Source organism: Brasilonema sennae CENA114, assembly GCF_006968745.1.
GTDB classification, from domain to species: domain Bacteria; phylum Cyanobacteriota; class Cyanobacteriia; order Cyanobacteriales; family Nostocaceae; genus Brasilonema; species Brasilonema sennae.
Window position 1 is genome coordinate 3,919,802 of sequence record NZ_CP030118.1, and the last position, 14,759, is coordinate 3,934,560.

Consider the following 14,759-nt stretch of genomic DNA (forward strand, 5'->3'; position numbering starts at 1 on the left):
GTTAACTCAAAAAATAGTCGGACAATTTTCTTCCGAATTCTAAATTCCGAATTCTTTCTTCTTTATGTTGCACGAGCGAACAAACCTCGACGTAGACTGCGATTAAAAGACCGTATTTTCTCATATCCATCAGGTCCAAGGAATCTCATGACTGCGATCGCTATATTTAGGCGAGTAAACCACGGTTTCAAAATTAGTTGAGGATACATTGCAAACGCTTGCTGAGTATAATGAAAAGCCTGTTTATAATCTTTTGTATCAATAGCTCTCCATGCTAAAAAAACATACAATCGACCATAACTCCTCGGTCTGAGGTATAAAATATCTGTGGGCAAAGAGCTATAGGTTTTCTCAATTAACTGGCGAAAACCTCTTAACATTGATTCACAATCTTTTGATTTGTTGTTTGGGTGCTGGCGATACCTCACTAAAGGTTCTTTGACTACTCCATAGTGATAGCGAGTGGCGATACGTATCCACATATCTACATCTTCAATGTAACTCTCCCGGTCAAACAAGCCCAAGATGTCGAAACAAGAACGACGTACCATTGGTGAACTTCCACAGCAAACAGGACTGTCACATGATTCTACAACTTTCTTGTAGACATCACCCTCTGTATCGTTCCTCATGACTAAACCCGTGGGCTTGCTATTCTCATCTATAAAAGCTGTCCAACAGTCTACCAAACCTACCAAAGGATTATCATCTAAGCATTGGGCTTGTTTTTCTAATTTAGTTGGTTCCCAAATATCATCAGCATCCAAAAAGGCAATATATTCGCCTTTCGACTCAACAATTCCCTTATTTCTTGCCGCAGCTGTGCCTTGATTTTCTTGGGAAATCAGTCTGATTCGCGAGTCTGTGATTTGAGAACCCCATTCAACAATTCCATCTGAACTGCCATCATTAATAATTAATACTTCAAAATCTGTGAGTGTCTGATTCAGAAGACTCTCCACTGTTTGTGGGAGATATTTCATGGCATTATATGCCGGAATAATAACAGTAACTTTTGGCATATTTTTATTTTTTTTGTGAATACATTAATTCTTTTCAACTAACTAAAGGTAAAACACAAGAGGTGAATTGTATGGCAAGAAGGAAGAAAAAAAAGACTCAAAGTTTGTCTCTCACTCCCTAACTTCTTCACTCCCTCACTCACTACTAATTATTTCCTATTCTCCATTGTCCATTATCCGTTGATGTGTTTCGGCGCAATATTTGAATAACTGTTTTCATTTTGTCATAGGTTTGATGCCCAAATGTTTTCAAGAGTGTCAAAGCTATGATTTGGCGGATGAAGTCCCAAGAAAAAATAAGTTGTGGATGATGAGCGATCGCCTGACGATTAAACTGCCAAGCTTGTTCATAATCTTTATTATTGATCGCTCTCCAAGCTAAGTAGAGAGAAATCCGACCATATCCTTTTTCTCTTAAAGGTAATAAATCTGCATGAATTGACTCAAAAGCTTTCTCAACAATTGTCCGAAAAGCTTCCAAAGTTCCTTGACAATTTGTAGACTTACTACCTGGATATTGGCGATAGCGAACTAAGACTTCTTTTATAACTGCAAAACGATATCGCGAAGCAAGGCGAATCCACATATCTAAATCTTCAAGAAATGGTAATTCTCGGTTAAATAACCCTACCGTTTCAAAACAACTGCGACGAATCAAAGGTGTACTATCACAAGCGCATACTGTTTTAAACTGAACAAGCTGCTTCCATACGTCGTCTCCCTCTGCGTGAGAAACAACAACTCTTCCTGTAGACTTGCCTTGTTGGTCAATTAAAACTGTCCATGTATCTACCAAACCAACTAATGAGTTTTCTTCTAGATATCGCACTTGCTTTTCCAGTTTGGTTGGCTCCCAAATATCATCAGCATCCAAAAGCGCGATATACTCTCCAAGCGCAGCAGAAATTCCTGTGTTGCGTGCTCCAGATGAACCTTGATTCTGCTGCGAAATCAGTCGAACTCGTGGATCTTTTATTTGAGAAACCCAGGAAACTGTTCCATCAGAACTTCCATCATCAACAATTAAGACTTCAAAATCTGTGAACGTCTGCTTGAACACACTCTCCACAGTTTCTTTTAGGTAAGCCATAGCATTGTAAGCTGGAATAATCACAGAAACTTTCGGCATATGACCCTCTTGTATTTAATGAGTTGATAACGACACTTTTTTCTTGGACTGCAAAATCATTTCTAAAATCAGATCGCGATAACGTAATGCGATCGCATCCCAACTAAAGCGAGCAGCATTCTGTCTAGCACGTTGACTCCAGTCACCACTCAGCGCGTCTTTGATAGCAGTTGTGTAAATATCCATATTGGTAACATCACATAGAATACCACTCTCACCAACAAGATATCGCCGCATTTCATCGTCAGTAGCGACAACGGGTAACCCGCTAGCCATAGCTTCTAAGTAAACAAGCCCGAATGGCTCGTTAATGGAAGGGAGTGTAAAGACATCCGCACTGCGGTAAACTTCAGGCATCTGATCATGGGGGAAAGTCCGAATCGCAAACCGATGCGATCCCAGCAACTGATCTCCCAGCGCTTGAAAGTATGCGCGATCCGGTCCATCTCCACATATACAAAGACTAACCTCGCTTAAGCTAGCTACTGCTTGAATGGCTAGTTCAACTCGCTTATGATTCTTCCGGCTTAAACTAGCCACACACAGGGCGATTGGTTTTGGTAAATCAAGATTAATCGCTGTTCCTTTTGGTGTAAATCGCTCAAGATTCACACCATTGGGAATCACACTTGTTCGTTGCGTCGGTTTCAAATTATGGGCGAATGCTGCTGTCGCTTCATCCAACACAACAAGATGATCTGGACGAAAACGAAGATTGCGCTGCAAACATTTTCCCTCTGCATTTGAGCTATTGTGTTCAGTAAAAAGTATCGGCGTCCCCGTCAGCGCTCTGACACAAGCAGCCATTGCCAATCCACCATAATCATTGTGAGGAAAAATGAGGTCAGCAGGATGTCTAAGCAAGTGGAGTAAGCAAGGAAAAAAACTCGTTAGATGTTCCACCACAATCTCAGGAGTTGAGAATTTACCCATCAGTCGAGCAACCAGAGGGTGACGCACAGCATGATAAGCATGAGAACGGGGAATACATGGAATGGGGTGGCTAAAAGGTCCACAATCAGCGCCACTAAGCAGTTCGACTTCAAAGTAGGAACTCAGACGACGAGTCAGTTCAATCGCCACAATTTCTGATCCACCACTCCAGTTAACTCCAGTGCTGGGATGGACTAAGACAACTCGGTAGGATCGTTCACCTCTTTTACTTAATTGAGTGTTATTGATGGGACTAATAGTTTTTGTGGTCATTCTTAAACGATTTTATAGACAATATAGGAATCCGGTTTTGTTTATGAATTTACTAGTTAAGGGCAACGCTTAACTTTTAACTGTACCTAGTTCAGTAGAAATAAAATAATAATCCTATAAAATAAATTATAGAAACTGATTTAGGCTAGGTTGTCACTGCTTTTGGCTTGAAAAATGTGAGTAATGGTTTTTCGATATATAAATATATCAAACATCCACAAATGATAGCTATAATTGCAAAAAGAAATCCTAACACATCTGCGAATACCAGGTTTTGAAAAATATTAAATGGTAATTTCTTCAAAACTTTCGTTATCTGGTTGATGAAAAAACCATGTGCTAGATAGATAGAGTATGATGCATTGCCTAAAAATAAAAGAAGATTAGGGACGTTAATAGTTTTTCTCAGTTCCAAAGAAGCACCACCTACAACAAGAAGTGTACAAGCAATGCCGAATGTCATAACAGATGATACTCCTAAAAATTTGTAGAAATAATCGATAGCTGATAACGTATACAGAAAAATCCCTACATATATAAATGGTATTCCATTACTAATTTTTTGGCTTAACAAAGCATAGGCAGCGAAGCAACCTAAAACAAATTCCAGATTTAACTCCGAAAATACAAATTGAAGTAATATGTTATTTTGAGGTAATTGAAGAATACCAATAAAATGAAAAAATACGCCTGATAACCAAGCGATAATTATCGGAAAAGAAAACTGAGGTTTCAACGCAATCAAGAGTGCAAACATAAGGTAAAAGAAAATCTCAAAGCTGAGTGTCCAACTCACTCCAAGAAAGGTTGATGAAAGAATTTGTCTGTCTTGGGGAAAGAGCAGAAAAGCTTTGATAAATTCTCCAATACCAATATCCTTGATATTAGATTTATCAAACAATATGAAAGATGCAAAGATTTTACTTGTTAAGACAACCCAGTAAAGCGGGTAGATGCGTGTAAAGCGTTTAAACAAAAATGTTCCTAATTGGTTTTGATGACCTATATCCTTCTGATGAATATAAAACATGATAAAACCGCTTAAGACAAAGAAAAAGTCCACTCCTGACCCTCCAAAAGTGGTTATCTTAAATAAAAAGTTTTGATTCAAATTCTGGTTATATATGAGATCTGTATGGGCAAGTACTACAAGTACTGCTGCCAACCCTCGATAAACCTGAATAAGATTTAGTCTTTTCGCTGACATAAATTCTAAAGTTTCCAAGCCATAATTTTTATCATCAGTAAAAACGCTTTGGAGAACGGATCAACGTAGTACACGACGGCGGAAATAAAGCACCCATTCAAAATCAACGAAAAACTTACATCATAAGCATTTTGAATTTTGAATTTTGAATTTTGAATTCCGCGAAGCGGTAGTAGTACTGCTCTCTACAGGGTGTTCATTCCAGTTCCAGCCTGCGACTGCCATTAAAGTGAACCAATAAAAAAACAGAGTTGTATGACTCCAGATATTTTCTGTAATCATTCCTACAGGGATAGCTAGACAAATAGCGAACATAACTGAACATAACTCACGTTGAGCGCTGCCAGGTGGTGCCGATCGCATAAGCTGGATAAGACGCACACCTTGAGCCACAATAAACACTAAAAAAGTTACAAAACCAAGTATCCCACCTTCTACTAAAGCTCGGACATAATCATTGTGAGGAAGCAACCTATTAGTAGATACATTGATACTCAATCCCAAACCGTAACCTAAAAAGGGATGCAGACGCCAAGCATTTAGCAATGTATACCATTGGGAAATTCGCCAGTTAAAACTGTTGTTATCGCTTTGTGAAAGTAGAATAGCTCGCGACACATCGATATTTGGATTGAGTAGGGGTGTATTGGCGAGTGAACTTAGGCGTTCTCGTCCAAACTCGGTGCTGGCAAATAGTCCCAGGACAAGCGCTACAAATAAAACTCCACCTATGAGGTTTACTGGGCTTAATTTCGGAGCAACTAAAACCACAACAAAGGTAGCAATCATCATCAAGCCAAATAATGCCTTAGTACTCACATAAAAAAATGCTAGTAAACCTAGCAACAATAACCACACAAAGCTTTGTCTTGATTGCTTGAGTTTCCACCAGGTTAAACCAATAAATAGTAACAGCAAAGTGACAAACCCATTAGGGTGACCAATCGTCCCTTTGATGCGAAAACCTTCAGATGCTAATGAATCACTATCATAGTTTTGCGCTGAGAGAAAAGCGGGTAAGACAGAAGGTATGAACATCTGCATCAACCCTACCACGAGCGGTGCTACCAAAGCTAAGAACAGCACAGAGATCATTTTCTCAGGAGGAATTCGGTCTTTGAGCTGCATCACCAACAGATAAACCATCAACCACGAAAAAAGACGAATCCATTCACGGATGCTGTCTGACAAATACCCAGCAGCTAATCCCAACCCTCCCAAACACAGGAGTACCACCCACAAGCCTTGTAAAAGAACCCAGCCAGCAAAAAACCACAAAAAGCGGTCAGTCTGTACAGTTTGCCTTCTCAATAACATTACTGTTACATAAAGCAAAGTCAGAACATCCAACCCAAGAGCAAACATCGCTGGTAGTTGTTGCCCAGAGAAAGGATCTAGAGAGGTACGTAAAACTAAAAGTCCGAGAACAACTTGTTCAAAGCTAGTAAAAAAGTAAAAAAGAAATGGTATTGCACCCAAAGCTAAGCCCAAGTAAAGAGGTTTGGTACTTCCGATCAAGAATCCTGTTACCAAACCAACTACCACACCTGCTAACCCAATTAAGAGTCCCAGACGAGAAGAAGGACCCAAGCGTTGTTTGGTCAACATTACTACCTCTGCCTCATACTGTTCGCAGAATCTCTAGTCTCAGATCTTGCACCAATCAATTGCTTCTGAGATTTGGGTAATCGAGGTCGGTAACGATAACTAGGATAACGGTAACTTTGTGTCAAATGTGTCATTCCATTCACCGCGACTCCCAGGATAGGGATCCGATTTTGTGTTAAATCCCGTACACATCTTGAGAGAACTTCTTTATCCGTGAAGCCTGGACGTGCAACCAGCATAAGTCCATTACCTTCTTGAGCTAATGTTAATGCATCCGCACAAGCAGTTAAGGGTGGTGTATCTATTATAACTAAATCATAATTTTCAGATGCTTCTGCCATCAAGGATTTCATCGCGACTGACTCTAGCAATTGCGAGGGACGGGCGTGTTGATTGCCACAAGTCAATACATCTAGGTTCTCAATATCTGTTGGCTGCACAGCATCCAGCAAGGATACATTTCCTTCTAACACATCGGTAATCCCTGGACCAGGGGCTAGGTTGAACAGTGTGTGCTGGGAAGGTCTTCGCAAATCTGCATCAATAATCAATGTTCGCCAAGATAGCATACCTACAACAGCAGCAAGGTGTGATGCGACTATAGATTTACCTTCTCCAGATATAGTACTACTGACAACAATCACCCGCAATTGTTCCGATTTGCGAAACTCTAAAGTTTTGAAGAGTGTGCGGTAAGGTTCAATCAACTCCATATTATCTAAGAATTGACTGGCTGGGTCAAGAACAAGCGTTTTAGCGGGTAAACGTGGTAAAATTCCTAGCAATGGTAGCTGTAGTAGTTCTTCGGCTTCGGCAGGATCGCGTAGTGTATTATCCATCACCTCTAGAAGTAACACAACGCCAACACCTAGCATTATTCCAAACACACCAGCAAGTGCTAATACCACTTTCTGTTTGGGTTCAGATGGTGATGATGGTGCAACAGCATTTTCGATCGTACGAATGTTGCTCACCTTTTGTGCTTCTGTCAGCCGTGCTTCTTCCAGTTTGCCTTGGAGGAACTTCAAAGATACTGCGGCTTCTTCCCGTTTGCGGGTTAGTACAGTGAGTTGTTGCTGTTTCATGGGTAGTTGAGCCAGACGATTCTGGAGTTCAACTTTCTTTTGCTGGAGAAGTTTCACCCTATCATTAACTGCAGACTCTTCGATTCTATTGAGGATAAATTTGGAGTTTAAATCTTGAGAGAGTTGATCACCAGCGAAATTATTTGTGGAGTCGCTTTGATTTTTTGAGGATACGCGACCCAGTTGTTCTGATAATACTGCACGCAAGGCATCCCGTTCTCCAACTAAGTTTGCCACAGCTGGATGATCATCTGTGAAGCGCAAACGAGCTTCAATGATTTTATTTTCCAGTTCTGATAACTTAGCTCGCAGTTTCTTAATTTCTTCGTCTTGTCCGCTGCGAACGGATGAATAGGCGTTGTTCAGGTTTGTACTTTTGGTAACTTGCTGCAAGGATGCATCTCGCGCTTTGATCTCTTGAAGTTGAGCCGAGAGAGTACGCTCTTGGTCTTCTACAGTTGCTATACTTTCCACCAAGCTTTTTGTTTGTTCTTCAACAGAGACAATACCGCTCAATTTTCTGTATTTGTTTTCTTGCGCTTCAGCTTGTAGCAGCTTATTTTCCGCCTCGGGTACTTGTTTGCGTTCCAAAAATTGCTTAACCTTTGTAGCCTCAAGACCAATACTTTTTGTGTTGTCCTCAACCGTCGCTTGAGAAATGGCGTTGAGTAGCTTCGCTGCGAGCTGAGGATCGCGAGATTGATAACTTAGTTCCAAAATATTCGTTGCGGGAACAATTTTAACTTTTAAATTACGAGCAAGTTCTGTAGTTGATACAGGACTTTTAGATAAATCACCGTAAGTCTTGGGAAAAGCAATCGCGATCGCTCGTTCAAGAACACGTTGCGACTTGATCAGTTCTGCTTGATCAGCCAAGGGACTAATTCCTGGTGCGTTTGCAGAGACTTGAGTGAGATCACGACCTAATTCTGAGACACTCACCCTTTTGTCGTCCAGCATCAGTCGCGCATAAGCTTCATATTTACTTGGGGTGACTGAAAGATATGCGATCGCCCCACCAATCACAGCAACAAATGCAGCGACTGCGGGAATACTTCGTCGCGTCAGCACTGCTAGTACACTTGATATTCCTTTTTCCATAACATCTTTCTCCCTTATTTCATGAGTCATGAGTCATAACTCATGACTCATGAAAATTTGAACAAATAACTTGGTTGAGTTCACCCTATACTTACGACACAAGTGTGCCGTAAGTTCTACAGTATACGCTGCGATCAGCGCCGGCTGACGCCACGCCTTACTCACCAGTCGCCTAAGAGGTCACAAAGCGCCTCCTTTTGGACAAATCTGACCAGTTGCTGTCCAGTTGGAAACTTACTTGGTGCTGTAGGATCACAAATGACAAACCACTATTTTTTCCCCATAACCTCCGCAAGTCCAGTTTGGTTTTGTTGGTAAATACGTACTGGTTCGGGGGAGGTAATAAGTGTTGTATAGAGTTTTAGGGTTTCGTTCGTGATGTGATCCCAGCTGTAATTCAGTTGTACATGTTTTTTTGCATGTACAGCCATTGCTCTTAATTCTTCTGGGTGATCTATTGCCCAGTTTAAAGTGCGAGTTAAAGAGTTGAGGTTTCCAGCTTCAAACAATTTTCCGCGACCTCCACTAATTAATTGCTTGTGAGGTGCGATGTCGCTTGCAACAACTGGTATCTCTTCCTCCATCGCCTCTAACATTGCTAGAGGTAGTCCTTCTAGATTAGAGGGAAGGACAAATAACCCTGCTCCTCGGACAATTTCCCAAAGACGTCGTCCCCTCAGTTCGCCTGCAAAGACAATATTTGGATTATTTGCGACCTTTTGTAATAGTTGTGAAGTGAATGATTTCGTATCGCTCACACCACCAGCTAAAACAAGTTTCCATCCAGGAGGATTCAAAGCACTAAAGGCGTCAACTAACAAGTCAGGACATTTTTCTGGTACGAGTCTACCCAAAAAGACAATATAGCGCTTTTGCTCAAGACCTAATTGAGTACCGTAACCAAAATTGGGATCAGATTCACCATACCTGGCTGGGGCGTTGGGGATGTAGACTGTGTCCCGATCATAAGTTTGTGAAAAGTAGGTTTGGAGGACATTAGACACGACGATCAGTCCGTGAGCGAAACGAACTGCAGCCTTCTCTCCCATTTGAATCACGCGAGTTGAAAAACTCCCCCACTTAGCACGTTGCCAATCTAAACCTTGACAGGTTACGACAACCTTTGCACTATTGATAAGTTTTGGTAAACAAGTGAATAGAGATGGACCAAGAGCGTGAAAATGAATGATATCGTATTTTGTGGTGGAAGCTGCTAGTGCTCCTAGTGCTGACGTCACAAAAGCATCCACTCCTCTTAAACCGAAACCAGGTAAGGAGATAACTTGGACGCCCTGATAGTCGTAACGGTCTTGCCAGGAACTGTCCGTATAAGAGGAGCGGGCAAATAAATCAACAGAGTGTCCTTGTTTGACCATACGAGGATACACTTCTGCGCAGTAATGCTCAATGCCGCCCTGTTTGGGAGGTAGACCTTTTGCACCAATGACAGCAATTTTCATACTAGTTAAGCCGTGCTTGTTTTGCGATGGAAAAGTATGTACAAATCGAAATTAAGTTACATTTTGTAACACATAAAACAACAAGAATACAGAAGATGGGAACACAAAAAATCTCTGTTTCTCTGTTTCAATTTCTGAACTCTAAAAAAGCATTGTCTCTCCCTGATAACTATAATTTTTTGTCTTTGTTTCTTTCCTAGTTTTTGTTTTGATATCACGTTGTGTTCAGACCGGAAGAGCAATGCTATTACGCTGTTCCCAGCGATTTAACATTTCGCTGTAAACCTGTTCAACAACCGTACTAGCTGCATAAGGCTTCGCAGTCTGCACGCAAGATTCTGTCGGATAATCTCCTGGATGTAGAAGCACTTTCCGTAAAGCATCTGCTATGCAGCTAGGCGTTCGTTGGGAACAAACAACCCCACTCTCAGCAGTTAGTAATTTTGGGGTTTCACCACATTGAGTCGTGACGACTGGAGTCCCACTCCCAAGCGCTTCTAAAACCACCAAAGGTAGACCTTCGTATGCACTGCTGAGGACAAAAACATTGCAGACACGATGAAGCTCTGCGAGTTGACTTTGAGTCACTGCTCCCAGCATCGTAATCTTATCTACAAGTCCTAGTCTTGCAATTTCCGCACGCATTTCTACTCCTAACTCGCCATCCCCCGCTACAAGTAGATGAATATGAGGCTCGTTTAAAGTAGCAAACGCACGTACTAGCAGAATCGGGTCTTTTTGAGGATGAAGCCTCCCAGCAAATAAAATAAAACGAGTCTGTTCATCCACACCTAGCCGAGACGCCAGTTCTCGCCTTTTAATTTCTCGTTCATCTTCTCTTAACGGGTAAAAAATTCCATTGTCAAAAGAATTTTTGATGTACGCAATTCGGTCTTGCAAGCGAGGATAACGCTGCTTATATAGTTGCGCTGCATCAGTATTACACGAGAGAATTTGGCTAAACTGGCGAACTAACAGACCTTCTAATGCAAAATATGCAGCTGGAAATCTTCGCCAAAGAATAGCTTTTTTATTACCAGCAGCTTGCATTTGCGTCTGTATATCATTGTGGATAAACAGAGTTTTTTCCCCCTGCCAATTAAGAGCTGCGATTGTTGGCTCTATCCTGTGAAAATGCATAAAGTCGGAAGCAAAACGATGCCCTAAAAGAGCTGCTGTATATTTTAGGGTTGTTGGAATTAAGCTTCGGACGTTATCATCTTCCAGTGTAAATAAGGGCAAAAAAGCAATTTCTCTACCTGCAAATTCTGCTTGTTGCCATTTACCAACAGGCTTTTTTGGATCAGTATTAGTTCCTACGAGTTTTACCTCAAACTGGCTGGGAGCGTATTTGATGAATGTATTTATGAGTGTTTGTATACCTCCAATTGTGGCGTTCCAAGGATTAAATTGGTAAAATATCGTGATAACAGGTTTACGCATGGGGACTACCCTGCACAACTTTTGTACAAGAAATCAAATGTTTTTCAATTGTCAAAAAGCACTCAAAAACTTTAAATATATCCTCCTACACACTAAAGAATTTGAGCGTTTTTGTATTCCTCCAATAGTCATAATCAAGTGGCTGAGATATCAGTATCATCTTGGCATATTGTAAGATTTATAACCACTGCCGTACAAACACAGAAAAAGTTTTTTACCTTCAAAAAAGGTACATAATTTCTATGTGATTTTTACACTTAAATTGAATTACATTTATCAAATAGTAATATTTCTGAAGCCAATTTTTACTGCAAAAATCTGAACTTTATCAAATCTTTATAATGATTGTATAAATTTTACACGACTGCTATCAACATTATGGTATGCTGTTTTCTTTATACACTTATGAAAAAAGAAGACAAAATTTACAGCAACTTAATAAATCTAATTGTAAAAAAAAGGACGTTTTGAACTCTGTCTACGCCCAAATGTGAAAAGATGCTTGAAGAAAGCAGAAATATTCAAAGCAGTTATTGTGAAGGTCAGAGCATGAGTGGAGAATTCAAACTCCCACTCAAAGTATTGACCACCAAATCTGCGGTTTAGTGGTCAATAGTAAGCAATATTGGCTACCCCATAGAATCAGTAAACACTGAAGCGCTGTTATATCTGTTACGGCTTAGATTTTGCTTCTAAGTTTTCTAAGCGGCTTCTGAGTTCTTGGTTTTGTTGTTTAAGTTGGTCAAGTTCAGAACGTAACTGACGAAGCGCTTTTTCGGAACCAATGTTGGTTTGCACCTTGGAAATCTCTTCCTCAGCGTAGCGACGTACGCGCCCATCTGGTGTTTGGTCAGCCAAAGCTTGCAAAATTCCGATTGCTTTGGCGATTTCCATTTGTCCAAGGGCTGCGACTACTGCTATTTGAGTTAAAAAGAATGTTTCGTTGGAAATTTCTGTCAATCGCTCTAAAACCCGTTCCACATTCGCACTATTTTGACCAACAGAAATCTTTCCAAGAGCACGAATTGCGGCTAAACGCAAGGGTTGTGGTACACCAAGGTGGGTGTATTCCATGAGGAGATTTAAAGCGGCTTCTGAGGTTTTGAGTTCGCCAAGAGCTGCGATCGCACCACTGCGTACGACCTCATTCCAACCCGCCTTCTCTTCCAAAACGGATTTTAGCAGCTTGATTACCTTTGCTTCCTTTGGTTTATCTTCTGTTGTCCCAGCCGCTATGACTCCTACAGCACGAGTTGCTGTGGCTTCTACATAGTAGCTAGGATCGCCTACCTCCAACAGTTCTTTCAACACCTTATAGCTTTCATGAGTTTTGACCTTTCCAAGTGCTTCCACCACAGCACGGCGCACGTATGAACTCTCATCCTTTAAACCAACAACCAACTCATCAAAGACTTGATCAAGCTTGATTTCTGCGAGTTGTTTAGCCACCTCGACGCGTACACCCCAGAAGGGTTCATTTTTGAGTGCAGCAGACAGCGTTTTTAGGGCTTTATTACCGCCTTTTTTCGCCAAAGCTTCCGCTGCTAGGATGCGGGAGATAGGGTTGGGATCAAATTCCAACTGCGCTTTCAATTCTGGTAGTGGGTATTCCAGAGACACCGTTTTCAGGTAGTGATTCCCCACATCAAAGCTGATAAATTGAGGTTTTTGCTCTAGAGGGAAGTAGAAGCTTTGTTCGTGTTCATTCACTCGTACTGTAAAAGTTTTAAGGTCACAAGATCTAGTCTGTGAAGCAGTCAAAGAGGAAGTCTCGGAGTCTGGTTGTTGGACGTACCCAAAACCGATAGGGATTTTTAAGTCAAATAAATCGCTGTTATTTCCGACACTTGCTTGAGTTTGAGTCACGGTTATCTTAGCCAGCTTGGTATCAGAATCCCAGGAGTAAGCGACTTTAAAATCAGGATGACCACCGCGATAAACATACTGGTCAAAAAGAAATAACAGATTGCGCCCACTTGCTTTTTCAATCGCCCGTAGTAAATCAACTGTTTCCACAGTTTTGTGGGCATTATCCCGTACAAATGTCTGAATTGCTTTCCAAAACAGTTCTTCGCCCAATTGGGTCCGAATCATGTGATAAACACATGACCCTTTCTCGTAGATGTGACGGTCATAAAGTTCAATCGCTTCCCGGTAAACATGAGTGACCATTGGACGGCGATAGCGACTACTATCTTCAGCTAAATAACTACGAGCTTCCTGTAAACGATAGTATATGGCTTCTTGAGCACCGTACTCATGCTCTGTCCACATAACTTCGGAGTAAGAAGCCATCCCCTCCTTGATCCAAGCATGAGACCAGTGCTTAATCACCAACAAATCACCAAACCATTGGTGCGCTAGTTCGTGGACAACCAAGCTTTCTGTGTTGCGGTTATCTAATGCTGCTTTTTCATCTAGCAAACATCTATCGGTTAACAGTGTTGCAGATGTATTTTCCATTCCTCCAAAGATGAAGTCGTCAACACAGACTTGAGCGTATTTAGGGTAAGGGTATGGATAGCCATATTTTTCGCTCAAAAACTCTATCATCTGCGGAGTTTTGCCCATACTACGTTTGGCATCTTCTTCGCGACCTTTTTCAACGTAGTAGGTGACGGGTATTGTGTTCCACTCATCACGAATTTCGGCAAAATCACCAACTGCTAAAGTCATTAAGTAGGTCGGATGAACTTGCTGCTGTGACCAGTGGTAGATTTTGTCGTTACCAAGTTCATCTGTAGCAATAAGTTCCCCGTTAGAAATTGCTATCAAGGGTTTGGGGACGCGGATGCGAATTTCGGAAGTAGAAAGTTGTCCAGGGTAGTCAAAGCAAGGGAACCAAAAGCGGGAGTCTTCGTCTTCTCCTTGAGTCCAAACTTGGGAGGGTTTATGAGGATAGTGTTTGTCGCTTTGGATAAAGTACAAACCGCGTTGTGGTTTGTCTGCTGAGTAATCGATCGCAATGACAATGGACTTGTCAACTTGTGTAGGTGGTTCGAGTTGGATAGATAACTGTTGTCCATCGTAGTCAAAGTTTTGCGTTTTTCCATCCACTTGTACTGATTCGATACCTAAGTTGACAGCATCTAAATTTAAACGGTCAATACCGTCGCGGATTGGTTTAAGTGTTATGCTACAACGACCTTGGTATTTTTTGTTAACGATATCCAAACTGAGGTCTAAAAAAATATGCTCTACAAGTCCCGGATGATCTGGATTGTAATGCGGTTTTGCCCCAGGTAACTCAAAAGTTTTATACTGTGTTTTTTCTGTATCAAAAAAATGTTGTGACATTGATGTTTACTGAATCTTGGTAACCCTGAAAATTCCTTATGAATGTTGTAAGGAAAAACAGCTTGATCGCGTGTTATCCCTATGTCAACTTAGGATACACCCTAAACATTTTGTACACTGTTGTCATTGAACATACAGTGTTTTGCCCCTAAGCAATTTAAATTCTGTAATAATATCCTGATGGTTTTATATAGCTTAGAA

Annotated in this window: 9 protein-coding genes; all 9 read right to left on the minus strand. The window is 41.1% G+C overall.

The annotated features are described in order from the left end of the window. Window positions 1–62: 62 nt before the first annotated feature. Window positions 63–1,022, minus strand: a complete 960-nt coding sequence (locus DP114_RS16675; protein ID WP_171976628.1) for a glycosyltransferase family 2 protein — start codon at window positions 1,020–1,022, stop codon at window positions 63–65. 145 nt (window positions 1,023–1,167) lie between these two features. Continuing rightward, window positions 1,168–2,151, minus strand: coding sequence for a glycosyltransferase family 2 protein (locus DP114_RS16680; protein ID WP_171976629.1), 984 nt, complete (start codon window positions 2,149–2,151; stop codon window positions 1,168–1,170). A 15-nt stretch (window positions 2,152–2,166) separates the two neighbouring features. Continuing rightward, window positions 2,167–3,357 carry a glycosyltransferase gene (locus DP114_RS16685; RefSeq protein ID WP_171976630.1) on the minus strand — a complete coding sequence of 397 codons (1,191 nt, stop codon included), beginning with the start codon at window positions 3,355–3,357 and terminating at the stop codon, window positions 2,167–2,169. Window positions 3,358–3,502: 145 nt separating this feature from the next. After that, window positions 3,503–4,582 carry an acyltransferase family protein gene (locus DP114_RS16690; RefSeq protein ID WP_246162561.1) on the minus strand — a complete coding sequence of 360 codons (1,080 nt, stop codon included), beginning with the start codon at window positions 4,580–4,582 and terminating at the stop codon, window positions 3,503–3,505. Between the two features lie 102 nt (window positions 4,583–4,684). Beyond that, window positions 4,685–6,172 (minus strand): O-antigen ligase family protein, encoded by a 1,488-nt coding sequence (locus tag DP114_RS16695; RefSeq protein ID WP_171976631.1) that lies wholly within the window; start codon window positions 6,170–6,172, stop codon window positions 4,685–4,687. Window positions 6,173–6,174: 2 nt separating this feature from the next. Continuing rightward, window positions 6,175–8,358: a GumC family protein gene (locus tag DP114_RS16700; RefSeq protein ID WP_171978220.1), complete on the minus strand. Its 2,184-nt coding sequence runs from the start codon at window positions 8,356–8,358 to the stop codon at window positions 6,175–6,177. A 269-nt stretch (window positions 8,359–8,627) separates the two neighbouring features. Then, on the minus strand, window positions 8,628–9,818 hold the full coding sequence (locus DP114_RS16705; protein ID WP_171976632.1) for a glycosyltransferase family 4 protein: 1,191 nt from the start codon (window positions 9,816–9,818) through the stop codon (window positions 8,628–8,630). A 225-nt stretch (window positions 9,819–10,043) separates the two neighbouring features. After that, a complete protein-coding gene (locus DP114_RS16710) occupies window positions 10,044–11,261 on the minus strand; it encodes a glycosyltransferase (RefSeq protein WP_171976633.1) in 1,218 nt (405 codons plus the stop codon). A 672-nt stretch (window positions 11,262–11,933) separates the two neighbouring features. Beyond that, on the minus strand, window positions 11,934–14,558 hold the full coding sequence (locus DP114_RS16715; protein WP_169266461.1) for a M1 family metallopeptidase: 2,625 nt from the start codon (window positions 14,556–14,558) through the stop codon (window positions 11,934–11,936). Between the last annotated feature and the right edge of the window lie 201 nt (window positions 14,559–14,759).

Bases quoted from the DNA above. Each gene is read 5' to 3' on its own strand.
- DP114_RS16675 (WP_171976628.1), bottom strand. From the start codon at position 1,022: ATGCCAAAAGTTACTGTTATTATTCCGGCATATAATGCCATGAAATAT.
- DP114_RS16680 (WP_171976629.1), bottom strand. From the start codon at position 2,151: ATGCCGAAAGTTTCTGTGATTATTCCAGCTTACAATGCTATGGCTTAC.
- DP114_RS16685 (WP_171976630.1), bottom strand. From the start codon at position 3,357: ATGACCACAAAAACTATTAGTCCCATCAATAACACTCAATTAAGTAAA.
- DP114_RS16695 (WP_171976631.1), bottom strand. From the start codon at position 6,172: ATGTTGACCAAACAACGCTTGGGTCCTTCTTCTCGTCTGGGACTCTTA.
- DP114_RS16700 (WP_171978220.1), bottom strand. From the start codon at position 8,358: ATGGAAAAAGGAATATCAAGTGTACTAGCAGTGCTGACGCGACGAAGT.
- DP114_RS16705 (WP_171976632.1), bottom strand. From the start codon at position 9,818: ATGAAAATTGCTGTCATTGGTGCAAAAGGTCTACCTCCCAAACAGGGC.
- DP114_RS16710 (WP_171976633.1), bottom strand. From the start codon at position 11,261: ATGCGTAAACCTGTTATCACGATATTTTACCAATTTAATCCTTGGAAC.
- DP114_RS16715 (WP_169266461.1), bottom strand. From the start codon at position 14,558: ATGTCACAACATTTTTTTGATACAGAAAAAACACAGTATAAAACTTTT.